Below are 22,257 nucleotides of genomic sequence, written 5' to 3'. Positions count from 1 at the left end.
CGTCAGTCGGCGTAACTGCCGTCTTCAGCATCGAGTATCGTCTTCATCTGTTCGAAATGGGCCAATTCCGCGCCCTTGTAGGTGTCCCATTCATGGGCCGTCTGTTCGGCCAGTTCGTCGCTCATGATGGAAAGGGGCTGGCCAGTGGAATAGGCAAGGATCATCGTCTGGGCGGCGCGCTCGAGATAATACATCTCGTCAAAGGCCTCTGCGACTGTCTCTGCCATGACGGTGACGCCGTGATTACCCATCATCACGGTCGAATGGTTGCCGACTGTCCTTGCAATACGTTCGCCTTCCGCCTCTTCGGTGGCGATGCCGCCGAAAGAAAGATCGATGCCCATGCGGTTGTAGAACCGGGCGGTATTCTGGTCGATCGGCTTGATCGACGGGTCCTTCAGGCCTGCCAGTGCTGTTGCATGGGGTGGATGCAGATGGAGCACGACACGGGCATGCGGCACCTCGCGGTGGATGGCGGAGTGGATCGACCAGGCGGACGGATCCGGCGCATCCCTGCGCTGCATGGCAGACTTGTCATCGGCATCGAGCAGCAGCAATTCGCTGGCCTTGACCAGACTGAAATGCCGCCAGCGCGGATTGATCAGAAACTGCTTGCCATCCGGCGAGACGGCAGCGGAAAAGTGATTGGCGACGGCCTCGTTCCAGCCAAAGCGTGCCGCCAGACGGAAGGCTGCGGCAAGGTCGATGCGGAGCTGGCGCTCTGTGCCGATTTGTGTGTCGATACGGACGGCTTCGTTCATAGGATGGACTCCTTGAATTGAACAGCTGGCGACAGTGCATGGGTCTGCCGTGTGATCATTCGGGTGAATAACCAACGAATGCGGCGATAGCGTGCGACATAATCAAACGTCCGCGAGGTCGAGGTGCTTTTCAACGCGTTCGAGGCGCTCGCAGAGAGGGGCAACGCGCCCAGAAATGCGCGCATACTGTTGGTCGAGAAATCCCAGCCGCTCCTTCGTCTCAAGGCGATGCTGGGTATGCAGGGCGAGCGTGTCCTGCATGCGTTTGAGGGTCTCATCGATGAGTTTTTCGGACATCGATCCATCCTCTTTGACAATGAATACAGTACCATAAGGCCTACTCCACAATCTCCGCGGTTTCGATCACGGCATGGAAGAGGACATCGGCGCCGGCGGTGGCCCATTCCTTGGAGATGTCTTCGGCCTCGTTGTGGGATAGGCCGCCGACGCAGGGGCACATGACCATGGTGGCCGGTGCCACCTTTGCGGCCCAGCAGGCGTCGTGGCCGGCGCCGGAGATCAGGTTCATGTGGCTGTAGCCCAGCCGCTCTGCCGCGTTGCGGACACTCTCGACCAGCGTTGGATCGAATGTCACGGGATCAAAATGACCAACGGCCTCGACCGAACAGCCAACGCCCAGCGCTTCGCAGATGGTGGCGGCCTCGGCCTCGATCCTGGCGCGCATGCGGTCGAGCTTTTCCTGGCTTGGTGTGCGGATATCGACTGTGAACGTGACCTTGCCCGGCAGCACGTTTCTTGAATTGGGTGAGAAGAACATCTGGCCGACACCGCCGACAGCGCCCGGCTGCTCGCTCATCGCCACGGTCTGCACCATTTCCAGGATGCGGCTCATGGCAAGGCCGGCATTGACCCGCAGGTTCATGGGCGTGGAACCGGTATGCGCTTCCTTGCCGGTCAGGGTGAATTCCAGCCACCACAGGCCCTGACAGTGGGTGACGACGCCGATATCCTTGTTTTCGGCTTCAAGGATCGGACCCTGTTCGATATGCAGTTCGAAATAAGCGTGCATCTTGCGCGCGCCAACCTCTTCCTCGCCCAACCAGCCAATGCGCTTCAGTTCATCGCCATAGGTTTTGCCCTCGGGATCCTTGCGGTTATAGGCGTAATCGAGCGAATGGATACCGGCGAAAACGCCAGAGGCCAGCATGGCCGGCGCGAAGCGGGCACCTTCTTCGTTGGCCCAGTTGGTCACAACGATCGGGTGTTTGGTCTTGATGCCAAGGTCATTCATGCTGCGCACGATTTCCAGTGCGCCCAGCACGCCGAGCACGCCATCATATTTACCGCCGGTGGGCTGGGTGTCGAGATGGGAGCCGACATAGACGGGCAGGGCATCGGGGTCGGTGCCGGGACGGGTGGCAAACATGGTGCCCATCCGGTCGACGCCCATGGTCATGCCGGCGTCATCGCACCACTTCTGAAATAGCGAGCGACCTTCGGCATCTTCATCGGTCAACGTCTGGCGGTTGTTTCCACCTGCGATGCCGGGACCGATCTTGGCCATCTCCATCAGAGAATCCCAAAGACGATCGGAATTGATGCGCAAGTTTTCGCCGGGTGCCGCCACCATGATAAACCTCACCTGTTTTTCCGGAGATCATGCAAGCTGCATGTCTCCCTTCGTTCCCCTGGCCGCGGCGCGTTTGTTTTTGTTTTCACGCCGGTTATATCGCACGTTGCCTTTGTTGGACTTCTCGCGGATAATTTGACCGATTGGTAAACCTTACAATTTCCGGCGCGGCACTCAAGACGGAAAACGCGAAAAAACAGTGTGGTGTGCGGATAATTGCATAAAAATAAAACAGTGCTGGAAATGAAGGCAGCAGGTCAGGCTCAGCTTTGACGATTGCCGGTTAAGAAAGACGATAATGGCCATACCCAGGGCGGCGCAGACGATCCGGCGGACCCGTATCCAAGAGGAAAAGGAAGAGCGCATACTGGAAGCCGCGCTCGACGTCTTTTCCACCGCAGGCTATCGCGGTTCAACGATTGACCAGATTGCCGAAGTGGCCGGCATGTCCAAGCCGAACCTTCTCTATTATTTCCGCACCAAGGAGGCGATCCATCGCTCGCTGATCGATCGGGTGATGGAGAACTGGCTGGAGCCGCTCAGGGCTTTCGACACCATCGGCGATCCTGAAGACGAACTGCGCTCCTATATTCGCCGCAAACTGGAAATGGCGCGGGATTTTCCCCGGGAAAGCCGACTTTTTGCCAATGAGATCATTCAGGGCGCACCGCATATCGAGGATATGCTGCATGGGCCGCTGAAGGAACTTGTGGATGAGAAGGCCCAGATCATCGAGGTGTGGATTGCCGAGGGCAAGATCGCGCCTTGCGATCCGCGCCACCTGATCTTTTCCATCTGGTCGACCACGCAGCATTATGCCGATTTCGATGTTCAGGTGCGAGCGGTGCTGGGCGAGGGCGCGGCGCGCGAGACGCGTTTCGAGGATGCTGCCGAGTTTCTGGAGGGTCTTTTCATTCGCAGCCTTATGGGCTCTGCGCCATCCAGATCCCGATCAATCGGGCAATAGTGCCATTACCACCAGGCCACCGGCCGTGACCAATGCACCGAGAAAGATTGGCGCTGCGGCCCATCCATGGCCGAGAAGGCCCTCATAGACAATGATGTATGACGGCGTCAGATAGCCGTAAGCCAGAACCTTTGGCGCGGGCAGGCGCATGGAAGCATATTGCAGCAGAAAGACCGTCAGCGCTGTGGTTGCGATGGTGAGATAGGCGATGGTGATCCATACGATCGCTGGCAGGCTGGCGTAATCGATTTCCCGAAGTTCGGGGGCGGCGATGGCAAACAGCATGAGAAATATGACCACCGACTGCCAGAAACCGAACAGCAGCGGATGGTCCTTCCTATCAAGCAGCCGGATGACCGGCACATACATCGCGTGGCAAAGAACGCCGATGAAATAGATCATCTCGCCTCGACCGACATCAAAGCGTAGAAGCGCGTCCACATCGCCGCGGAAGATGACCCAGACGGAGCCGATGGCGGCGATCACGAGGCTGAGCAGGACGCCGCTTCTGGTGCGTTGGCGCAAGAGAACAAGCGCAAAGCCGGCACTGATCAAAGGCATCAGGGTGAAAACCGCGCCGGTGGAGACCGGGCTCGTGAACTCCAGCGCTATGAACATGGTGAGCATGTAGATGCCCATCAGTCCGCCGAAGGCCAGATACCTTACCGGCTGCGGTGGCAATCTGATCGGCTTGCGCACGAAGATCAGGTAAAGTCCGCCCAGCAGGCACATGTTGAAGAAATAGCGCAGAGCCTGGATGGCCGTCGGGTCGGCATATTGCGTGGCGATCCCGCCCAGCGAGAAGGAACCGGCGATCAGCGCAGCAAACAGCATCATGGCAAGATGCGCGCGCAGTTTTTCCGCACCCTTTGCGTGACTGTTGTGTGGGGATGCCGGACGGCTTTGGACTGTATTGGTCATGGAAACGGGGTTCTCACGGACGGGAATGCAGAGCGCAGGCGGCTGCGCGCACCCGCCGGTCTATCACGCAGTATACTGACCGGGAAAGTCCGGGTTGCGCCAAACGTTGGTGCACAGCGGTGGGGAGCCGATTGCTCAGGCACTTAAGCCGGATGCCGGCTGCCTGGGGAACCAGTTGCGCTGTTTGGCAAAAATGGCGAAATCATTGGCGCTCATCGGTCGCGCCAGGGCGTAGCCCTGAAGTGTCTGGCAGCCAAGATCACGCAACAGAGACACGTGATCCATTGTTTCGACGCCTTCAGCGATGATTTCGATATTCAGTGATCGACCAATATCGACAATGGACGAGATCAGGCGACGCTGTGGCTCCGATTCAAGAATGGGCCTGGTCAACTGGCGGTCGATCTTCAGCCTGCGCGGAGAGAGTTTCAACAGGCTGAGAATGGAGGCGTAGCCGGTGCCGAAATCGTCGATTTCGATATCGATACCCAGCGCCCTGATTGCGGCCAGCGCATTGTTGGTGCTCTCATTCTTGTCGTCGAAAGAAATGGATTCCAGCAGCTCGAAGGACAAGGTTCCCGGCCTGACATTCAGTTCCTCGAGATGCTCCACCAGCATGTCGTCGAACAGGCGCTGGGCGGAGATATTGACCGAGACCTTGGGGATGTGGAGGCCGGTTGCCGTCCACCGGGTCATCTGCAACAGGGACTGGTCGAGAATGGCTGCGTCGATCTTGGCAATGACATTGAGTTCTTCTGCCGCCTTGATGAAGTGGCTGGGGTCCAGCATGCCCTTTTCCGGATGATCCCATCTTGCCAGTGCCTCTACGCCCACGATTTCCAGCGTGTGGGAATCGAATTGCGGCTGGAAATGCGCGACAAACTCGTTTCTCTCGATAGAGCGCAAGATCGCGTCATTGGTGCGCTTGCTGTCGACCGCCAGGGAGCGCATTGCATCGGTGTAGTGCTCGACACGGTTACGACCACGCCGCTTGGCTTCATAAAGCGCTATGTCGGCGTTGATCAGCAATTGCTCGGCCTTGAGGTCCGCATTGGAGCGAGAGGCGATGCCGATGCTGGCGCCAACACGGCAGTCCTGGCCGGAATAGCGGACCGGCATGTTGACGGCATCGATCAGCCGTCTCGCCAGGTCCGTGAATCTGGGCGCATCGATCCGGCCAGCGCAGACGACCACGAATTCGTCTCCGCCGATGCGGGCGGCAAAGTCGCCGCCGCGGATGTTTTCGCGCAGTCGTGCTGCGGTATGGCGCAGGATCTCATCGCCCGCACCGTGTCCGAGCGTGTCGTTGATTTCCTTGAACCGGTCGAGGTCGATGTGGAGTAGCGTATAGGTCGAGTGAGCCCCCTCGCTGGCATCCGCTGCTTTCAAATGCTGATCGAGATAGCGGCGGTTGGGCAGTTCCGTCAGCGCATCGTGCAGCGAATTGTGTTCCATATGCTGGCGGGCACGTTCCAGTTCCTGGTTATGCTTGTCTGCCTGCAATTTCGCCTTACGCAATTCCTGCTGGAGGCGCATGTCGCGCGTCACGTTCCAATTGACGCCGACGATCTTCTTGCGGAAGGCCGAGTCGCGATACATCGTGCCATAGGCGCGGATATGGCGAATTTCGCCGGAGGGGCAGACGATGCGGAATTCGTTGGTGAAGTCACGGCCGGTTTTGATCGTCTCGTGGAGAGTACGCTCTGCGTCTTCCACATCATCGGGATGAACACTGCCTCGCCAGGTGGCATAGTTGTTCTGCCCATCCGTCGGTTTTTCATCGAAGAGCATGAACATGCGCGCATCCCAGTCGAGTATGCCGCTACCGACATCCAGTTCCCAGACGCCGATCTTCGAGGCTTCCAGCGCAATTTCCAGCCGGTGCGAGATGGTCCGCAGATCTTCTTCGCGCTGACGCAGTGCGGATATGTTTTCCTGGCGTTCCCGCAGCAAACTGGCGACCCAAAGAACCGGTCCGATGATCATCACGCCGATGATGCAGGCGAGAAGCTTGAAAAGAAACGCGTTGGCCGGCGCTGTGTACCAACCGGATGCCGGTACCGCGAAGATCTGCCACTGATCCGTGCCGAAGTTCACGGTCGTGATGACGGGATGGTCAGACACAGCAGAAGGGTTTCCGTAAATCGTGTGTGTCGTGCCTTCTTCGCCTTCGTTGGCGACAATCGCCACATTCAAGCTTTCAGCCGGCAAGCCGCTGTCGGCATATAGTTTGTCGAGATCGACCAGACCGGACAAGACGCCCCAAAATGTGCGGCCGGCGGCACCGGTTTCCTGGACTATGGGATAGTGTACGACCAAAACGGTCTTGCCGTCCCGCAGCGTGATCGGCCCGGTCACCACTATTTTTCCCTCGTTTTGAACCTTCGCCACGGCGGCATGCTGTTTGGCGTCGCGCCGCAAATTCCAGTTCAGATGCCCCATATATCCACCGGTTGGATAGACATAGCGTGTGACAAGATCAGGAGATGCGGACACACTGATCAACTGCGAGGGATGAGAGAGCAAGTGCCGGGCAATGGTTTCAAAGCGATCTTTCGCAATCACATCGCCTTCGGCTTCAAGGGTCGCCGCTATGCCCTGCATCATATGGATATTGGCGGCAATGTTGCCTTCAAGGCCGGCCCTCAAGCGACCCAGACTCTCGGTCGTGTTGGTGCGAAGGTTCTCGAGGTTAAGTTTTTCGTTTTGATGGGTTGCGTAGGTGACAGCCAGGAAAACGCCCACGACGACGATAAACGCCGGTGCGTAATATGCAATCGATGCATAAAACGACGCCCAGCTGAGATCGCCTTTTCTGCGTGTGGTCATCTAAAGACCGGCCCCCCGACCCACCAACAATAACGGCGACGGGCTGGAAGCACATCGACGAATTTTCGTTAAAGTACTCGCTATTGTTGAACGCTTTCTAAATCAGACTGTTGAAATGCAGTCTACTCAGGTGGCGCTAGTTCAGGGTGTCGATCCGGAGGCTCTGCGCATCAGTGCATCGCGAACCTCGTCAATTTGGGCGTGCACAAGAAAACGCCCGGACAGAGCCGGGCGCTGGAGGTTGCTATTCCGCGGCCTGAACGGCCATCGGATTGTTGGGATGGGTGGTCCAGTTCGCGTAGTTGGGGTCGACCGGCTTACCGGTGCGCTCATCCATCGCGCCGGGCTCCAGACCGACCATGGTGATGCAGTTTTCCACGGGACAGACGTTGACGCAGAGATTGCAGCCCACGCACTCGTCTTCCATGACCTCGAACTTGCGCAGGCCATCGACCATGCTGGTGATTGCCTGGTGGGAGGTGTCCTCGCAGGCAATGTGACAGCGGCCGCATTTGATGCAGGCATCCTGATCGATGCGGGCCTTGGCAATGTAGTTGAGGTTGAGATACTGCCAGTCGGTGACGTTCGGGACGGCACGGCCGGTAATGTCGTCGAGATTACTGTGGCCCTTGGCATCCATCCAGTCGTTGAGGCCCGTGATCATCTCCTCGACGATCTTGAAGCCATAGGTCATCGCCGCCGTGCAAACCTGCACATTGCCGGCGCCCAGCACCAGAAATTCAGCCGCATCGCGCCAGGTGGTAATGCCGCCGATGCCGGAGATCGGCAGACCAGCTGTTTCCGGATCCCGGGCGATCTCGGCCACCATGTTGAGCGCAATCGGCTTGACGGCCGGGCCGCAATATCCCCCGTGCGAGCCCTTGCCGCCGACCGTAGGGTTGGGAGCGAAGCTGTCAAGATCGACCGAAACGATGGAGTTGATCGTGTTGATCAGCGACACCGCATCCGTGCCACCCGATTTCGCCGCGCGGGCAGGCTTGCGGATGTCGGTGATATTGGGCGTAAGCTTGGTGATCACCGGCATGCGGCTATACTGTTTGCACCAGCGCACGACCATTTCGATATATTCCGGCACCTGACCGACGGCGGCACCCATGCCGCGCTCGGACATGCCGTGGGGACAGCCGAAATTGAGCTCGATGCCATCAGCACCGGTCTCCTCAACCAGGGGGAGGATCGATTTCCAGCTCTCCTCCTCGCACGGCACCATGATGGATGCGATCAGTGCGCGGTCCGGCCAGTTCTTCTTGACCATCTTCATTTCCTGCAGATTGATCTGCAACGGACGGTCGGTGATGAGTTCGATATTGTTCAGACCCAGGAGACGGCGGTCTGCGCCCCAGATGGCGCCATAGCGCGGGCCATTGACGTTGACGACCGGCGGTCCTTCCTCGCCCAGCGTTTTCCAGACAACACCGCCCCAGCCCGCCTTGAAGGCACGCTCGACATTGTAGGCCTTGTCTGTTGGCGGGGCAGAGGCCAGCCAGAAGGGGTTCGGTGACTTGATGCCGACGAAATTATTGCGAAGATCAGCCATGATTTTATCCTCTCATTCCCGGTTCAAGCGACAGCACTTGCCCCCGCCACGCTGAGCGCGGCGAGAGAACGATGGATGCTTTCGGCCGCATCGCGGCCCATGGCGACAGCCGAGACGGTCAGATCCTTTCCACCGGTTGCGCAATCGCCGCCGGCCCAGACGCCTTGCAGCGAGGTGCGCCCCTCGGCGTCGATGGCGATCTTGCCACCTTCGGTCTTCAGTGTGTCCATGCCGTAGGTGTCGAGCTTCTGACCAATGGCCACCAGAACCTGATCGGTGGCGATCTGGGCGATATGGCCGGTGCCCTTCATCAATCCGTTTTCAAGATGGGTATATTCAAGCTTGATCCCGCTCACATGGCCGTTTTCGTGTTCGAGTTCCTTCGGCTGCAGCCAGTGGCGGATAACGACGCCCTTGGATGTTGCCAGATCCTGTTCGAATTCGGAGGCATTCATGTGTTCCTTGCCGCGGCGATAACAGATCGTCACGGTTTCGGCACCCAACAGCTTGGACTGGACGGCGGCATCGATGGCGGTCATGCCGCCGCCGATGACGACGACATTGCGACCGACCGGTATGTCGGCCTTGCTATCGGCTTCGCGCAGGTGGGAGATGAATTCCACGGCATCGAGAATGCCGTTGGTATCCGTGCCTGGAATGTTGAGACCATTGACGTTGCCGAGACCGACGCCGAGAAAGACGGCATCAAATTTCGATTTCAGATCAGTGAGCGTGAAATCGCGCCCCAGCATTTCGCCGTTGATGACGTCGATATTGCCGATGCCGAGAATGTAATCCACTTCCGTCTGGGCAAAATCATTGGGCGTCTTGTAGGCGGCAATGCCGTATTCGTTGAGGCCGCCTGCCTTTTCCTTGTGGTCGTAAATCGTGACCAGATGACCGTTCATGGCCAGGCGATGCGCGCAGGCAAGACCGGCTGGGCCGGCACCGACCACGGCGACCTTTTTTCCTGACGCTTGCGCCGGTTGGTAGAATTGATGGCCCTCGGCAATGGCAATATCAGTTGCGTAGCGCTGTAGGCGGCCGATTTCCACGGGGCGTTCTTCCGCGGTATTGCGAACGCAGGCCTCCTCGCACAGCTGTTCGGTGGGACAGACGCGGGCGCACATGCCGCCCAGAATATTCTGGTCGAAGATCGTCTTTGCCGATCCCATCGGATTGCCCGTGGAAATCTGTCTGATGAACATCGGAATGTCGATGGCGGTGGGACAGGCCGTCATGCACGGCGCGTCGTAGCAAAAATAACAACGGTCTGACGCAACAAGGGCCTCGTGGTCGCCAAGCCGTGGATGCAGGTCGGAAAAGTTGCTTTCGTATTCGGCAGCGTCAAGCCGCCCGGCCTTGAGGCCCGGTTCCAGTCTTCGCATCGCAGTTCCCTCTATCGTTTTTTGTGGTGCGACTGCGAAGAGGCTAACCCGGTTTTTAAAATTTATCAAACGGTAAAAAAACGATTTCACCCTTGCGAATGCGGTGTTCTGAAGCGTCCGCAGCGGCCTTGAATTGTGCGACGGGCGATCTTTCGGGTGCCGCTCGATCGGCGGGGGACGAGCTATGCCGCGGGATTGATTCCATCTTCGCGCGCTGCTAGAGAAATTCACACTTTATTAACGTTAAAATTTTCTTATAGGCCGTTATGACGTCCACTCAAAAGCAACGACACTATCTGGCGCAATTTTACGAAGGCGTGGACGGCAGCGATGCCACCCATCGCAAAGCCAATCTTGTGGCTCGCGCGGTTTTTCCCGTGGCGGGGGTGAAATCCTTCCAGGCTGCTCAGGTCCGGATCGTGGGTCTCTCCGATGGCGGTGCCGTTCTCCATTCCAGCATGTTGGAGTATTTGCCGGAGCATTTTTACCTGTGTCTGGGCGAACGCGAAATTTTCATCACCTGCGCCCGCCGCAAGGTCGAAAACGGTGAGATGACGGTCACCTTTTCAAACCGCGAAGATCCTGCCTTTATCGACGCCTTGTGCCAGATCACCTTTCCGCTCAGCACCCTCAAGCGGCTGAGAGGGGAGAGCGTTCGCGCAATCGAAGCGCGTATCGTGCGGCGTGCGGACAAGCACTGACATCGTCGATCTCAGTTTTTCAGGTCTCATTGCAGCCGCTATCCGCCATAGGATCTCGTCCGTGGCCTGTGGATTTTTACCATCTGTTAAGGTTGAAATTTGATTGCACTGAAACCCTTGTCCGTTGCGCGCTAAAGCAACCTCTTAGACCAAAAAAAGTCATTGCGTTTCAAGAGGTATTGTAAATGAGCGTCAACCGTCACGGTGTGTCAGATCCGATAGGTATTTCCGCCGACAGCGCGGCGTTACCTGTGCGTGAAATACACCCGCAGAGCGGGTCTTCGACACGTGATTTCATGATCGATGTGGCCAAGCGGGCCGCCAGGCCCGGCAATGTTGAAGACATTCCGGTTCAGGTCGAGGTGGTGATCGGCCGGATGAAAATCTCGGTTGCCAAACTGATGGCCGCTTCCAAAGGCCAGTGCTTCTCTCTCGACACACATTTCGGCGAGCCGGTCGAACTGCAGGTTAACGGGCGCACCATCGGCTTTGCCGAACTCGTGGCCGATGATGCCGATAATTTGATCGGTGTGCGGATGCTGTCGATCAATACTGAGAGCTGAACCTTACGATTAAGGCGCCACGTTTCTGGTGAGGCGTTGGTGTTCCTGCTCGCGCCAGGCCCGTGGAGGCAGGCCGGCATGGCGTGAAAAGAAGCGGCTGAAATAGGCCTGATCTTCAAAGCCCAAGGCATCGGCGACCTGCTGGATGGTAATCTGTGCAAAGACCAGTTCACGCTTTGCCTCCGTCATCTGTCGCTCGGCGATCAGGTGACTGACGGGCTTGCCCGCAAAGGCATGGGCAATGCGGTTGAGATGCGTGACTGAAAGGCCGAGCCGGCTGGCATAAACGTCGACGGGCCAGCGCTCCCGAAAACCGACCTGTATCAATGCCATCAATGCGTCGAAGCGCGATCTGTCGCGATTTTCTTCCGGCGAGACATTTGGCGCTTCCATGCGTCGCAGCAACATCAGGGCCGTTGCCAGATGAGCCTCTGCCATGACCACGGGTCTGGCGCTTCCTTCCGCAATCGCATTTTCCAGCCTGTCCAGGGTCTCTGTCAGGTAGCGGGCATCGTCGTGTTCACTCTTTATCGAGACGAGGCGCGGCGAATGAAGCCAGTCGCCAAGGCCGGGGTGACCGGGCCGGCATATGGGGAAATGACGGGCCAAAACGGTGATCACTGCGCCGTCAATGTCATCGGAAAAGGTAAAGCCGTGGCGATGGCCTTCGGGGATGACGATGGCGCAGGGTGCCAATAATTGCAGCTGATCGTCGCCCAAAACCGCTATCCCGCTGCCTTTGCGGATGTGCAAAATTTGAAATAGCGCATCATGGCGATGTGCGTTGATTTTCCACTGGTGCAACCGGCTGCGGCTCGCAATCGACTCGGCATGCATCCAGAACTCGCGTGCAGAGGCCGTTTCCTCACCATAGAGACTATAGGTCGGTATGCGCTGGTTCATCGGTTGGTGTCCGGGCGATGGTTGAATTGTCCAAATAATTGGCGGAATATTCCATTGAATGCAAGTCGTGCCCTCTTATCCTTAAGACAGGAGGATATGATCATGCGTACACAGGTTGCCATCATCGGCTCAGGCCCGTCCGGACTGCTGCTCGGACAGCTGCTGTCCCATGCCGGTATCGACAATATCATCGTAGATCGGGTGGACAGAGAGTACATTCTGGGACGGATCCGAGCGGGTGTGCTGGAAGCCGGTATGGTCGGTATGCTGGATGAGGCCGGTGCCGGCAAACGCATGCATGAGGAGGGCCTTGTCCATGACGGTTTTTCGCTCGCCTTCGCCGGAGGCCATCAGCGCATCGATCTGCAAGGTCTGACGGGCAAGTCCGTGATGGTCTATGGCCAGACCGAGGTGACGCGGGATCTCATGGATAAGCGCGCGCACGAAGGCGGCGTGACGATCTATAACGCTGCCAATGTCACGCCCCATGACTTTGAGGGAGATGCACCTTACGTCACTTACGAGAAAGATGGCACGACGCATCGGATTGACTGCGACTTCATTGCCGGTTGCGATGGCTATCACGGTCCCAGCCGCGCAGCCGTGGAGGGGCGGGGGCTCAAGACCTATGAGAAGGTCTATCCGTTCGGTTGGCTGGGATTGCTCGCCGATGTGCCGCCGGTGCATCATGAGCTGATCTACGCCAATCACGAAAGAGGCTTTGCGCTTTGTTCGCAGCGCTCCAATACCCGCTCGCGCTACTATGTTCAGGTCCCGCTTTCCGACAAGGTGGAGCAATGGTCTGATGAGGCTTTCTGGGATGAGATTCGCAGACGTCTGCCCCATCCCGTCGCCGAGGCGATGACCACCGGGCCTTCGCTGGAGAAATCCATCGCGCCGCTTCGATCTTTCGTTGCCGAGCCGTTGCGCTTCGGGCGTCTGTTTCTAGCCGGGGATGCCGGGCATATCGTGCCGCCAACGGGTGCCAAGGGCCTGAACCTGGCGGCATCCGATATTCGCTATCTGTTCGATGGCCTTCGGGATTACTATTCCGATCACTCCAGTGCCGGCATTGACGGTTATTCCGCCCGCGCCTTGGCGCGGATCTGGAAGGCCGAGCGTTTTTCCTGGTCCATGACCATGCTCATGCATCGCTTTCCCGATGAGGGCGATTTCGGGCAGAAAGTGCAGGAGGCAGAGCTGGATTTTCTATCCTCGTCCACTGCCGCGCAAACTGCCATGGCCGAAAATTATGTCGGGCTTCCGTACTGAAATCGACCCATCGGCAATTCACGAGACCCTGAGGCAGCGTTCCGAGCACGCTCGCCTCAGCTCGCTCTTGCGGTAAAATGCATCACCCCAATAAAGGTGATGAAAATTATCAAGTTTAATCTTTACTCAAAAATTCAAGTTTTGTAGTGTCTGCCTCGACTTCACCGAATCCTTGATGGATCAGAGCAGAAGAGGGAGGCCATCCAATGGCGAAAAAAGGACGAAAGCCGAAGGCGAGCAAGAGTACTGAGACCGTTCAGCCGGCGGCGCGCGAGGATAGCAGGACGCTGGATATTCGCAGCTTCCTCTATGTCGGCGGACGTGATTGCCAGGTTGCGCATCTAAGGCGCATCGCCAGCAATTTTGGCGCTGAACTCATCCATCACGATGGCGGATTGCGCGAGGCGGTTTCCCGGATCGATACCGTATTGCCATCCGTCGACTGTGTGTTCTGCCCCATCGACTGTATCAGCCACGATGCGTGTCTCAGGGTCAAAACGGGTTGCAAGAAGTTCGGGAAGACATTCATTCCATTGCGCAATGGTTCGAAATCCAGCCTCGAGCGCGCGCTGCAGACATTGAATGACAAGGGTCAAAATTGATGGACAATGACGAATTTGTGCAGGGAGATTTGCGCAAACGCACCGGCAATGATTGTGGAGACGGGCGGGGTGCGTATAATGACGTGCAAAACGATACATTAACCAGTTCGGCCCTGGTTGCCGAAATCGTGAAGATACCGGCCTTGCACGAGAGGGCCGGCAGTACCATGTTACGCATGTCGTTTGACATGTCTGCGACGATTATCAACTTCCCAGTGCCGCAATGGCAAAGGAACGCAAGCCGCAGAAGCGGGTGATCGTTCGATTTGGCCATTCCGGTCTCGGCCCGTTCTCAAGGACCCAATCGCATGGGTGCGAAACCTCCGGTCAATATGGATCTCGACTCTGTCGACGTCCTGCCAATTCTTCCCTCGATGAATTTCGATCAAACCAAAGACTTCTACGTGAACCATATGGGTTTCGAAGAAGTTCAGGCGCATTGCGAAGATTATTGCGTCTTCCGCCGTGGCCGTATGGAATTGTGGTTCTGGCTTTGCCAAAATCACGAGATTGCAGCCAACAGTTCTGTGATGATCCGCGCCAGCAATGCGGTCGAACTTTTTGACGAATATACACAGCGCGGTGTTGCCAGCTCGATGCGCGATGTCTGCGAAGAGAGCGGCGTGACAAGCTTCCATGTGCGTGACCCGCATGGAAATCTATTGTTGTTTCGAAGCCCGGTGACCTCCGCGGTCTTACGAGCGGCCTGATCTGAACAGGCCGCCGGCGGCAGCAATCAGCCAGCCGCCAATCATTGTCAGCCCGCCCAACGGTGCTGCCATGGGGAAAAGGCTGACTCCATAAAACTGTTTCAAGCTCAGATCGCCTGCGAAAACCACTGTGCCAATGGCCAGCACAATGGCCGATAGACGCGCAGTCCCCAGTTTCTCGGCAGACGCCAGAAGGGCAAATATGGCGGGTGCGTGAACCAGGCACATGGTGGAGGCCGGGCCGAGAAGGCTCGCGCCCGTATGGGTTGCCAATGCCGCCAGTGCCACGCCACAGGCCCCGATCAGGCCGGCCAGCAGCACGATGAACGGTTGATTGCGTTCCAAAAAACCCATTTTCGTCACTCGTCCTTGTTTTGCATGTGGTGCGCCAGTCTCTCCACCGGCGCCCAGATGATTTCGCGCAGTTTCGGATGGTCTACGGTTTCGTCCATGGCGCGCTGAAAACACAAGAGCCATTCGTCCCGTTCAGCGGTACCGATCGCGGCACCAAAGTGGCGACGTCGCAGCATCGGGTGGCCATATTTTTCAATGTAGAGCTGGGGACCGCCCAGATATCCGGACAGATATTCGTAGAGCTTGTTCTCGCTGCCGGAGAGATCTTTCGGGTGGATGGCACGGCAGCGCGCGGCTTCCGGAAGCGTATCCATAAGCTCATAGAAACGGTGGGTGAGCTTCCTGACGGTATCGTCTCCGCCAATCGCTTCATAAAGGGTGATTGTCTTGCCGTCGTCTTCGCTCAAGGGTCCGTCCTGCCGATGTTTGCCTGTTTGTATCCGCTTCGACGGTACATCGGCAATGATGACCTTGGCGGTGCGGCAATATGTTTGGCGCCGTCCGAGACCGGACGGCTGGCTGCCTAACCGTAATGCTCTTCCAGCCAGGATTTCGGCAAGGCCGGTACAAAGTTTCCATCGCGACCGGTCATGTCCTCATTGGCGACAAGGCTGTTGAGGATCGCTTCCTCGACCGTCTGGACGATGGCATCGAAGAAGGGGTCGATATCGACGTCCGGAATGAAATCAGCCGTTGCCAAGCGACCGCTTTCAGCGGTGGCACCGATAGCATTGGCCGTTGAAAAGGCCAGAAAGATATCGCCGGAGGAATGATAGCCATAGCCACCGGTCATGGCGATACCGAGCGGAATGCGGCGTGCCAGACGTTTCAACTGATGCGGCAAAAACGGCGCGTCGGTGGCGATGATTGCGATGATCGAGCCCTTTTCGGCGCGGGTAGACTGCTCGATCAGCTTTGGCTCCACAAGATCGGGACCCACGCGGTTGCCACGAATCGTCAAATTGCGACGCTGGCCGAAATTCGACTGAACGAATGCGCCGAGCGTGAAGCTCTGATCCTGCCACCGCACGATGCGCGAGGACGTGCCCGAACCAGCCTTGAAATTACAGGTGATCATGCCGGTACCGCCACCGACACTGCCTTCCTCGATCGGCCCTTCCACCGCGTTCTCAAGTGCCTCAAACACGTGTTCAGCCGTTACATGGTGTCCGTTGATATCGTTGAGGAAACCGTCATAGGTCTCACCGGCGACCGGCAAGCCCCAGGCGGTGTCGATCACGTCCGGCCGCACATTGTGAATCCACCGCAGCGTCGCGTCACGCGTCACGCCGCAGGAATGGGTGTTGGTGATCGTGATTGGAAAATTGAAGGCACCGATCTCTTCGATGATATGAGACCCCGTCAGCTCGCCATTGCCGTTTTGCGAAAACATGCCGGCAAAGAGTGGAATGTCGAGCTTGTCGACGGGACGGGGGATGATGGCCGTCACGCCGGTTCGCACCGGCCCTTGTCCGACGTTCAATTCGCCATCGCCGCTGATCAGCGTCTTGTAACCGACAGCAACGCCAGGGACATCGGTAATGGCATTGTGCGGTCCGGCTTCGCCATCGAAGGGAATGGCAAAACGACGCGCGCGCGGTTTGCCCGATGGCGTCAAAAGATGGGGCGCTGAAATCGTCATCGGTGTCTCCTGCTCAAACCGATGTCATGTCTAGCAGGATCGATCCAATATTCGCCAGTGGAGTCTCCAGTGAGACAGGCCATCGCGCGGCTCTCGGCTGAGATGGTGCCGGCTTTGACCGGGCAACCTTCAGGCGGCAAATACCTTGGCGCGGTGCAGTGTGGCGTAGCCGATGTCACCGGCGTTGACCTCGCGTTCGGGATCGAGGTCGAATTCCAGGGCTTCGCCGTTCTCCGTTTCGGCAATCACGCGGCGTTCTCCGGCCCGGTCAAGGACGCGGGTCACTGTGGCCCTGATGCCGGGACCTGTTGGCGACCAGTCAAGATCGCGTGGACGGGCGAAAATATTGGCGGGGCCGTCCGGAATGCCGGGCGCGGCGACATCCGTATCTCCGGCGATGGCGCGACCCTTCGTGACGGTGGCACTGATCCGGTTTGAATCGCCGAGGAAGTTCAGGACGAAGGCATCGCGTGGATCGCGGCAGACCTCGCGCGGCGTCCCCTCCTGCACGATCTTGCCGTCTTTCAGGATGATCACGCGGTCGGCGAGATCCAGCGCCTCTTCCTGGTCATGGGTGACGAAGATGGTGGTGATGCCCAGCTCGCGGTGGATCTCGCGCAGCCAGCGGCGCAGATCGTGGCGGACATTGGCATCGAGTGCGCCGAATGGCTCATCCAGCAGCAGGACCTTTGGATCGACCGACAGCGCGCGGGCAAGCGCCACACGCTGGCGCTGACCGCCGGAAATCTGTGCCGGGAAACGGTCCCCCAGACCTTCGAGGCGCACGAGGCGCAACAGGTCTGTGACGCGGCTGGCGATCTCCGCCTTGGAGCGCTTCACCTTCGACACGGCCATGCCGAAGCCGATGTTTTCGGCCACTGTCATGTGCGGGAAGAGCGCATAATGCTGGAAGACGAAGCCGACGCCGCGATCACGGACCGGAATGTCGGTGGCATCCTGATCGCCGAAATGGATGTGGCCGCTGTCGGAATATTCAAGCCCTGCAACCATGCGCAGAATGGTGGTCTTGCCCGAGCCCGAGGGGCCGAGCAGAGCGACCAGCTCGCCGCTTTCGATTTCAAGCGAGACATCGCGCACGGCGCGGAAGGTTTCGAAGGTCTTGACGACATTTTCCAGGCGGATTTTCATGGTGTTGCCCCATTGGCAGCGTTGGACGGGTTGGCGAGCTTGGAGCGGCGGCCTGCGCCCTGACGCTCCAGCGCAACCTTGGCGATGATGGTGAAGACGGCGATCACGGCAAGTACGGAGGCAGAGGCGAAGGCGCCGGCCGCCTGATAGTCGTGATAGAGAAGCTCGATATGGAGCGGCAGCGTGTTGGTCTGCCCGCGGATATTGCCCGATACGATGGAAACAGCGCCGAATTCACCCATGACGCGGGCATTGCACAGGACTACGCCATAGAGCAGCGCCCATTTGACGTTGGGCAGCGTCACCGAAAAGAAGGTGCGCCAGCCAGACGCGCCGAGCGAGGTGGCAGCCTCTTCGAGATCGCGACCCTGCGCCTGCATCAGGGGGATCAGTTCGCGGGCGACGAAGGGGGCTGTCACGAACATCGAGGCAAGCACGATGCCGGGCAGGGCAAAGAGGATCTTCACATCATAGGCGTCGAGCAGCGGACCGAAGATGCCTTGCAGGCCATAGACGAAGAGATAGGACACACCGGCGACGATGGGCGAGACGGAGAAGGGGATCTCGGTGATGACCAGCAGAAGGCGCTTGCCCCAGAAGTCGAATTTTGTGATCGCCCAGGCTGCTGCGACACCGAATGCCGTGTTGAGCGGCACGGCAATCAGCGCGGTAATCACTGTCAGCATGATGGCGTGGCGGGTGTCCGGGTCCTTCAAGGTGGCCAGATAGACGCCGACGCCTTCGCGGAAGGCTTCGACACCGATGACGATCAATGGAGCAAGGATCAACAGCGCGCCGAGGATCAGCACGATACCGATCAGCACCCGGCGGAAGACAGGACCATCGCCAACACGCGGCGGCGTTTTGCGGGAAGAGGCGGAGCTCATCGGGTCATCCTCTCACCGTGTAGCGCAGGGCGCGCGACTGCAGCCAGTTGGTAACGGCCAGCATGACGAAGGCCGTCAGGAGCAGCACCGAGGCGATCGCGGCGGCCGCCTGATAATCATATTCTTCCAAGCGGATATAGATGAGCAGGGCGGTGATCTCTGTCGACATGGGCTGGTTTCCGGCGATGAAGATGATGGCGCCGAATTCGCCGAGCGAGCGGGCGAAGGACAGCGATGTGCCGGCCAGAAGTGCTGGCATCAGAAGCGGCAGGATGACTTTCCGAAAGATCGTCCAGTCGGAGCCGCCGAGCGATTGGGCCGCCTCTTCCAGTGCCGGATCGAGATCTTCCAGCACCGGCTGCACGGTCCGCACGATAAAGGGGAGGCTGGTGAAGCACATGGCGATCATGATGCCGATCGGCGTATAGGCAACCTTGATGCCGACATCCGACAGAATCGAACCGAACCAGCCATTGGTGGAAAACAGCGCCGTCAGTGCGATGCCGGCGACCGCTGTCGGCAGGGCAAAGGGCAGGTCGATCATGGCATCGATCATGCGGCGACCGGGGAACCGGTAACGTGTGAGCACCCAGGCGAGCGCCAGGCCAAAGACGAGATTGAAAGCGGTGGCGGCCAAGGCCGACAGGGCGGTTACGCGATAGCTTGCAAGCGAACGCGGCGATGAAATGATCGCCCAATAGTCAGCGGGACCCAGGCTGCCGGCCTTGTAGATCAGGGCTGCCAGCGGCAGCACGACGATCAGACCGACATAGAAAAGGGTGATCCCGAGCGATAGGTGCAATCCGGGCAGGACGTTGCGTCTCACAATGTGCTTCCTGTTGTCACGGGCGCTTGTTCTTCTTCATGGGGAAAACCCGGCAGAGAACCGCCGGGTTTGAACTTGGTTCGATTTCAGACCGATCAACGGCTGCCGTAAATGCCGTCAAGGATGCCGCCGGAGCCGAAATGCTCCTTCTGGATCTTGTCCCAGCCGCCGAACTCGTCGTCCACATTGACGAGCTTGATTGCCGGGAATTCATCCTTGAATTCAGCTGCAACCGTCTCGTTTTGCACGCGATGACCGAATTGGGCGGCGATGCGCTGGCCTTCCTCGGTGTAGAGGAAGTCGAGATAGGTCTTGGCAAGATCACGGCTGCCACGCTTGTCGACCACCTTGTCGACGATGGCCACCGGGAATTCAGCCAGCAGGCTCATCGACGGGATCACCGGCTCGACCTTGTCGGTGCCGTATTGCTTGGCAATGCCGCGCGTTTCAGCTTCGAACGTGATCAGCACGTCACCGGTTTCGCGCTCGACGAATGTGGTGGTCGCTGCGCGGCCTCCCGTGTCGAAGACCGGAACGTTGTCGAAGATCTTCTTGACGAATTCCTCAACCTTGGCTTCGTCGCCGCCAAAGGCCTGTTTGGCGTAGGCGGTGGCAGCCAGATAGGTGTAGCGGGCATTGCCCGAGGTCTTCGGGTTGGGGAAGATCACCTGGACATCGTCACGGGCGAGGTCGTCCCAATCCCGGATGTTCTTCGGGTTTCCTGCGCGCACCAGGAAGGACGGGAAGGAGTAGAAGGGCGATGCGTTGTTGGGGAAGTCTTTCTGCCAGTCGTCCGAGACAAAGCCTTGCTTGACGAGGAAATCGATGTCGGTGACCTGGTTGAAGGTGACAACGTCGGCTTCCAGTCCTTCGACGATGGCACGGGCCTGTTTCGAGGTGCCGGCGTGCGACTGGTCGATGGTGATGCCGGGATGTTCCTTGACGAAAGCCTCGTTTTCGGCGGCGAATATTTCGCGGGCGATGTCGTAAGAGGCGTTGAGAAGGGTCTTCGGTTCTTCGGCGGATGCCTGGCCGGCGAGAAGGGCGGCAATGGCCGAACCGATGATGAGAATGCGTTTCATGAAAATCTCCAGACGAATGTCGTGGAGCGGAAACTACAGCTTCGGCAGCTCAGCGACGAGAAAGCGCTGACCTGCGATTGCCGGAGATTGGAGAAATTTGCTCTCAATCTGGCCCCGAAGGGCGATAGCCATTCCAACGGGAGGCGGGACGCTCGTGTTGAACGGTCCGGTCAGGGCCGTATTTATCTCGCCTGCCGCAATGGTCGCGTTGCTATGCTGTCACCGGCAAAGGTATTCCCGTGCCCGGCACGTGCAACGATGAGCGTAGTGTTATCCTGCCTGGGGAGCGCGCGATCTGCCACTGCACCAATCAGCGCCTGGCTGATTGTGGCCACATTGTCTTTCTTGTGGCGGTCGAGCAATGCGTCGATCTCGGATAGTGTCAGGGTGTCGATCCCGTCCGTTGCGATGAGCAGAACGTCGCCCGGCGCAGCACTCAATCCCTGGGCGTTATAGTCCAGCTTGCTGATGTGATCGCCGGTGACGGCTGACAGAAGAAGATGGCGTGACGGGCTGTCTCGGGCCTCTTGCTCGGTCATTTCTCCATTCTTGACGGCAATGGCGAGCCGACCGGCCATGGAATGATCGGCGTTGATCTGGGCGATGCCATTGCCTGTCTTCCAAAAGATCTTGGAATCGCCAACGCTGATCCAGCGCAGCCCGTTGGGATCGAGTTCCACACCAATCAGGGTGCAGCCCATGCCCTCGCAGTCGGGGTGATTGCTGACATAGTCAGCGATGGCGTCATTGGACGCGTATAATGCTGGCAGGAAATTGTCTGATCGGGGTGTGCGTGCTTCTGCTGTGGATTTCAGGAAATGCGACACTGCGAGCTGTGCCGCCATGGCACCGGCTGCATGTCCGCCCATTCCGTCTGCCAAAACGCAGACGACGGCCCCGTCGTTTTTCTGAACATCGCAATAGTCTTCCTGCTCCTGCCGGCCGCCAAGGCTCTGGCCTGAGGCATAATCCCAAGTGACTGCCATCAATCGTTCGAGCTCGACCAGCTGAATGTGTCTGAGCAGAGCGGCACAAACATCAGGCGTGTTGCGCCGATATCGATCATGTCGCCATGGGACAGTTGCATGGGCGAAAGCACCGGTTTTCCATTCAGGCGAATAAGGTTGGATTTGCCGCCATGCTGAATGTAGAAATCCTGCTGCATATCGTCGAATACCACGAATGCATGACCTTCGCGGGAGATACTCTCATCACCGAAATCGAGAGGAATGCGTTGATTGCGGCCACGGCCGAGACTGTTCATTCCGAAATAGATTTCCAGTGAATGACCGCGGCCTGGTCCAGTCACGATAACCAGCCATCCGGCTACGAGTTCGTGCTGCTGTTGGCTCTCGACAGGCGCCGGTTCGCGGGGCGACGAAGAGGCCAGTCGCGTGACCGGCTCGTCATCGGGCATTGCTGGAGACGTCGCAGTTGTTGCTGTTGTGCCGCCGATAACCTTTGTCGCCTCGTCTGTGGTCTGCGGGCGCGATGCAGGCTTGAGCAGGCGTGTACGTTCTTCATCGCTCATGGATACTTGCCTTTCATGTC

Annotated in this window: 24 protein-coding genes; 7 read left to right on the top strand and 17 right to left on the bottom strand. The window is 58.3% G+C overall.

All coding sequences use genetic code 11. The features are described 5' to 3' along the window. Positions 1–2: 2 nt before the first annotated feature. From ACQQ2Q_RS19980 to ACQQ2Q_RS19970, 3 genes are all read right to left on the bottom strand, one after another. Entirely contained in the window at positions 3–761 is a 759-nt protein-coding gene (locus tag ACQQ2Q_RS19980; RefSeq protein WP_428188894.1) for a class II aldolase/adducin family protein, read from the bottom strand. 102 nt (positions 762–863) lie between these two features. Continuing rightward, positions 864–1,058 (bottom strand): hypothetical protein, encoded by a 195-nt coding sequence (locus tag ACQQ2Q_RS19975; RefSeq protein ID WP_428188893.1) that lies wholly within the window; start codon positions 1,056–1,058, stop codon positions 864–866. Between the two features lie 40 nt (positions 1,059–1,098). Beyond that, a complete protein-coding gene (locus ACQQ2Q_RS19970; protein ID WP_428189001.1) occupies positions 1,099–2,352 on the bottom strand; it encodes a Zn-dependent hydrolase in 1,254 nt (417 codons plus the stop codon). A 298-nt stretch (positions 2,353–2,650) separates the two neighbouring features. Here ACQQ2Q_RS19970 and ACQQ2Q_RS19965 point away from each other — a divergent pair, with 298 nt between their 5' ends. Further along, entirely contained in the window at positions 2,651–3,319 is a 669-nt protein-coding gene (locus ACQQ2Q_RS19965) for a TetR family transcriptional regulator C-terminal domain-containing protein (RefSeq protein WP_428188892.1), read from the top strand. On the opposite strand, the gene ACQQ2Q_RS19960 is transcribed toward ACQQ2Q_RS19965, so the two are convergent. The 4 genes from ACQQ2Q_RS19960 to ACQQ2Q_RS19945 all read right to left on the bottom strand — a co-directional run bounded on the left by ACQQ2Q_RS19960 (position 3,305) and on the right by ACQQ2Q_RS19945 (position 10,015). Next, a complete protein-coding gene (locus ACQQ2Q_RS19960; RefSeq protein ID WP_428188891.1) occupies positions 3,305–4,240 on the bottom strand; it encodes a DMT family transporter in 936 nt (311 codons plus the stop codon). The genes ACQQ2Q_RS19965 and ACQQ2Q_RS19960 overlap by 15 nt on opposite strands. A 135-nt stretch (positions 4,241–4,375) precedes the next feature. Beyond that, positions 4,376–7,069, bottom strand: coding sequence for a bifunctional diguanylate cyclase/phosphodiesterase (locus tag ACQQ2Q_RS19955; RefSeq protein WP_428188890.1), 2,694 nt, complete (start codon positions 7,067–7,069; stop codon positions 4,376–4,378). A 244-nt stretch (positions 7,070–7,313) separates the two neighbouring features. Further along, the gene (gene preA, locus ACQQ2Q_RS19950; RefSeq protein WP_428188889.1) at positions 7,314–8,627 is read right to left on the bottom strand and encodes an NAD-dependent dihydropyrimidine dehydrogenase subunit PreA; all 1,314 of its coding nucleotides are present in this window, start codon (positions 8,625–8,627) and stop codon (positions 7,314–7,316) included. 23 nt (positions 8,628–8,650) lie between these two features. Further along, positions 8,651–10,015: an NAD(P)-dependent oxidoreductase gene (locus ACQQ2Q_RS19945; RefSeq protein ID WP_428188888.1), complete on the bottom strand. Its 1,365-nt coding sequence runs from the start codon at positions 10,013–10,015 to the stop codon at positions 8,651–8,653. Between the two features lie 266 nt (positions 10,016–10,281). Here ACQQ2Q_RS19945 and ACQQ2Q_RS19940 point away from each other — a divergent pair, with 266 nt between their 5' ends. Continuing rightward, positions 10,282–10,716 carry a hypothetical protein gene (locus tag ACQQ2Q_RS19940; RefSeq protein ID WP_428188887.1) on the top strand — a complete coding sequence of 145 codons (435 nt, stop codon included), beginning with the start codon at positions 10,282–10,284 and terminating at the stop codon, positions 10,714–10,716. 185 nt (positions 10,717–10,901) lie between these two features. Next, entirely contained in the window at positions 10,902–11,279 is a 378-nt protein-coding gene (locus tag ACQQ2Q_RS19935; RefSeq protein ID WP_428188886.1) for a FliM/FliN family flagellar motor switch protein, read from the top strand. 9 nt (positions 11,280–11,288) lie between these two features. Here the strand turns inward: ACQQ2Q_RS19935 and ACQQ2Q_RS19930 are convergent, their stop codons facing one another. Then, the gene (locus tag ACQQ2Q_RS19930; RefSeq protein ID WP_428188885.1) at positions 11,289–12,182 is read right to left on the bottom strand and encodes a helix-turn-helix domain-containing protein; all 894 of its coding nucleotides are present in this window, start codon (positions 12,180–12,182) and stop codon (positions 11,289–11,291) included. A 102-nt stretch (positions 12,183–12,284) separates the two neighbouring features. Here ACQQ2Q_RS19930 and pobA point away from each other — a divergent pair, with 102 nt between their 5' ends. From pobA to ACQQ2Q_RS19910, 4 genes are all read left to right on the top strand, one after another. Beyond that, a complete protein-coding gene (gene pobA / locus ACQQ2Q_RS19925) occupies positions 12,285–13,454 on the top strand; it encodes a 4-hydroxybenzoate 3-monooxygenase (protein ID WP_428188884.1) in 1,170 nt (389 codons plus the stop codon). A gap of 206 nt (positions 13,455–13,660) precedes the next feature. Then, positions 13,661–14,056, top strand: coding sequence for a DUF2325 domain-containing protein (locus ACQQ2Q_RS19920; RefSeq protein WP_428188883.1), 396 nt, complete (start codon positions 13,661–13,663; stop codon positions 14,054–14,056). Next, positions 14,056–14,313 carry a hypothetical protein gene (locus ACQQ2Q_RS19915; RefSeq protein ID WP_428188882.1) on the top strand — a complete coding sequence of 86 codons (258 nt, stop codon included), beginning with the start codon at positions 14,056–14,058 and terminating at the stop codon, positions 14,311–14,313. The genes ACQQ2Q_RS19920 and ACQQ2Q_RS19915 overlap by 1 nt, the downstream gene beginning before the upstream one ends. A gap of 51 nt (positions 14,314–14,364) precedes the next feature. Further along, positions 14,365–14,766, top strand: coding sequence for a glyoxalase (locus ACQQ2Q_RS19910; RefSeq protein WP_428188881.1), 402 nt, complete (start codon positions 14,365–14,367; stop codon positions 14,764–14,766). On the opposite strand, the gene ACQQ2Q_RS19905 is transcribed toward ACQQ2Q_RS19910, so the two are convergent. The 9 genes from ACQQ2Q_RS19905 to ACQQ2Q_RS19865 all read right to left on the bottom strand — a co-directional run bounded on the left by ACQQ2Q_RS19905 (position 14,752) and on the right by ACQQ2Q_RS19865 (position 22,237). Next, positions 14,752–15,120 carry a DUF423 domain-containing protein gene (locus tag ACQQ2Q_RS19905; protein WP_428188880.1) on the bottom strand — a complete coding sequence of 123 codons (369 nt, stop codon included), beginning with the start codon at positions 15,118–15,120 and terminating at the stop codon, positions 14,752–14,754. The two genes, ACQQ2Q_RS19910 and ACQQ2Q_RS19905, sit on opposite strands and share 15 nt — an antisense overlap. A gap of 5 nt (positions 15,121–15,125) precedes the next feature. Further along, complete coding sequence (locus tag ACQQ2Q_RS19900) at positions 15,126–15,527, bottom strand: group II truncated hemoglobin (protein ID WP_428188879.1); 402 nt, start codon at positions 15,525–15,527, stop codon at positions 15,126–15,128. Positions 15,528–15,643: 116 nt separating this feature from the next. After that, on the bottom strand, positions 15,644–16,762 hold the full coding sequence (locus ACQQ2Q_RS19895) for a P1 family peptidase (RefSeq protein WP_428188878.1): 1,119 nt from the start codon (positions 16,760–16,762) through the stop codon (positions 15,644–15,646). A 129-nt stretch (positions 16,763–16,891) separates the two neighbouring features. Beyond that, a complete protein-coding gene (locus ACQQ2Q_RS19890) occupies positions 16,892–17,911 on the bottom strand; it encodes a sulfate/molybdate ABC transporter ATP-binding protein (RefSeq protein WP_428188877.1) in 1,020 nt (339 codons plus the stop codon). Further along, positions 17,908–18,798, bottom strand: a complete 891-nt coding sequence (gene cysW / locus ACQQ2Q_RS19885) for a sulfate ABC transporter permease subunit CysW (RefSeq protein WP_428188876.1) — start codon at positions 18,796–18,798, stop codon at positions 17,908–17,910. The genes ACQQ2Q_RS19890 and cysW overlap by 4 nt, the downstream gene beginning before the upstream one ends. A gap of 4 nt (positions 18,799–18,802) precedes the next feature. Then, a complete protein-coding gene (cysT, locus tag ACQQ2Q_RS19880) occupies positions 18,803–19,624 on the bottom strand; it encodes a sulfate ABC transporter permease subunit CysT (protein ID WP_428188875.1) in 822 nt (273 codons plus the stop codon). 95 nt (positions 19,625–19,719) lie between these two features. Next, positions 19,720–20,706, bottom strand: a complete 987-nt coding sequence (gene cysP, locus ACQQ2Q_RS19875; RefSeq protein WP_428188874.1) for a thiosulfate ABC transporter substrate-binding protein CysP — start codon at positions 20,704–20,706, stop codon at positions 19,720–19,722. Between the two features lie 182 nt (positions 20,707–20,888). Continuing rightward, a complete protein-coding gene (locus tag ACQQ2Q_RS19870; protein WP_428188873.1) occupies positions 20,889–21,692 on the bottom strand; it encodes a PP2C family protein-serine/threonine phosphatase in 804 nt (267 codons plus the stop codon). Further along, entirely contained in the window at positions 21,692–22,237 is a 546-nt protein-coding gene (locus ACQQ2Q_RS19865) for an FHA domain-containing protein (protein WP_428188872.1), read from the bottom strand. Before ACQQ2Q_RS19865 ends, ACQQ2Q_RS19870 begins: the two co-directional genes overlap by 1 nt. Between the last annotated feature and the right edge of the window lie 20 nt (positions 22,238–22,257).

The organism is Agrobacterium sp. ES01, from assembly GCF_050320885.1.
GTDB lineage: Bacteria > Pseudomonadota > Alphaproteobacteria > Rhizobiales > Rhizobiaceae > Allorhizobium.
Note: the sequence above shows the minus strand (reverse complement) of the source record. Positions and strands in the feature narration are given on the sequence as shown.

Bases quoted from the DNA above. Each gene is read 5' to 3' on its own strand.
- ACQQ2Q_RS19960 (WP_428188891.1), bottom strand. From the start codon at position 4,240: ATGACCAATACAGTCCAAAGCCGTCCGGCATCCCCACACAACAGTCAC.
- ACQQ2Q_RS19915 (WP_428188882.1), top strand. From the start codon at position 14,056: ATGGACAATGACGAATTTGTGCAGGGAGATTTGCGCAAACGCACCGGC.
- ACQQ2Q_RS19955 (WP_428188890.1), bottom strand. From the start codon at position 7,069: ATGACCACACGCAGAAAAGGCGATCTCAGCTGGGCGTCGTTTTATGCA.
- ACQQ2Q_RS19935 (WP_428188886.1), top strand. From the start codon at position 10,902: ATGAGCGTCAACCGTCACGGTGTGTCAGATCCGATAGGTATTTCCGCC.
- ACQQ2Q_RS19890 (WP_428188877.1), bottom strand. From the start codon at position 17,911: ATGAAAATCCGCCTGGAAAATGTCGTCAAGACCTTCGAAACCTTCCGC.
- ACQQ2Q_RS19920 (WP_428188883.1), top strand. From the start codon at position 13,661: ATGGCGAAAAAAGGACGAAAGCCGAAGGCGAGCAAGAGTACTGAGACC.
- ACQQ2Q_RS19870 (WP_428188873.1), bottom strand. From the start codon at position 21,692: ATGGCAGTCACTTGGGATTATGCCTCAGGCCAGAGCCTTGGCGGCCGG.
- pobA (WP_428188884.1), top strand. From the start codon at position 12,285: ATGCGTACACAGGTTGCCATCATCGGCTCAGGCCCGTCCGGACTGCTG.
- ACQQ2Q_RS19970 (WP_428189001.1), bottom strand. From the start codon at position 2,352: ATGGTGGCGGCACCCGGCGAAAACTTGCGCATCAATTCCGATCGTCTT.
- ACQQ2Q_RS19895 (WP_428188878.1), bottom strand. From the start codon at position 16,762: ATGACGATTTCAGCGCCCCATCTTTTGACGCCATCGGGCAAACCGCGC.
- preA (WP_428188889.1), bottom strand. From the start codon at position 8,627: ATGGCTGATCTTCGCAATAATTTCGTCGGCATCAAGTCACCGAACCCC.
- ACQQ2Q_RS19940 (WP_428188887.1), top strand. From the start codon at position 10,282: ATGACGTCCACTCAAAAGCAACGACACTATCTGGCGCAATTTTACGAA.
- cysP (WP_428188874.1), bottom strand. From the start codon at position 20,706: ATGAAACGCATTCTCATCATCGGTTCGGCCATTGCCGCCCTTCTCGCC.
- cysW (WP_428188876.1), bottom strand. From the start codon at position 18,798: ATGAGCTCCGCCTCTTCCCGCAAAACGCCGCCGCGTGTTGGCGATGGT.
- ACQQ2Q_RS19965 (WP_428188892.1), top strand. From the start codon at position 2,651: ATGGCCATACCCAGGGCGGCGCAGACGATCCGGCGGACCCGTATCCAA.
- ACQQ2Q_RS19930 (WP_428188885.1), bottom strand. From the start codon at position 12,182: ATGAACCAGCGCATACCGACCTATAGTCTCTATGGTGAGGAAACGGCC.
- ACQQ2Q_RS19905 (WP_428188880.1), bottom strand. From the start codon at position 15,120: ATGGGTTTTTTGGAACGCAATCAACCGTTCATCGTGCTGCTGGCCGGC.
- ACQQ2Q_RS19910 (WP_428188881.1), top strand. From the start codon at position 14,365: ATGGGTGCGAAACCTCCGGTCAATATGGATCTCGACTCTGTCGACGTC.
- ACQQ2Q_RS19975 (WP_428188893.1), bottom strand. From the start codon at position 1,058: ATGTCCGAAAAACTCATCGATGAGACCCTCAAACGCATGCAGGACACG.
- ACQQ2Q_RS19945 (WP_428188888.1), bottom strand. From the start codon at position 10,015: ATGCGAAGACTGGAACCGGGCCTCAAGGCCGGGCGGCTTGACGCTGCC.
- ACQQ2Q_RS19865 (WP_428188872.1), bottom strand. From the start codon at position 22,237: ATGAGCGATGAAGAACGTACACGCCTGCTCAAGCCTGCATCGCGCCCG.
- ACQQ2Q_RS19980 (WP_428188894.1), bottom strand. From the start codon at position 761: ATGAACGAAGCCGTCCGTATCGACACACAAATCGGCACAGAGCGCCAG.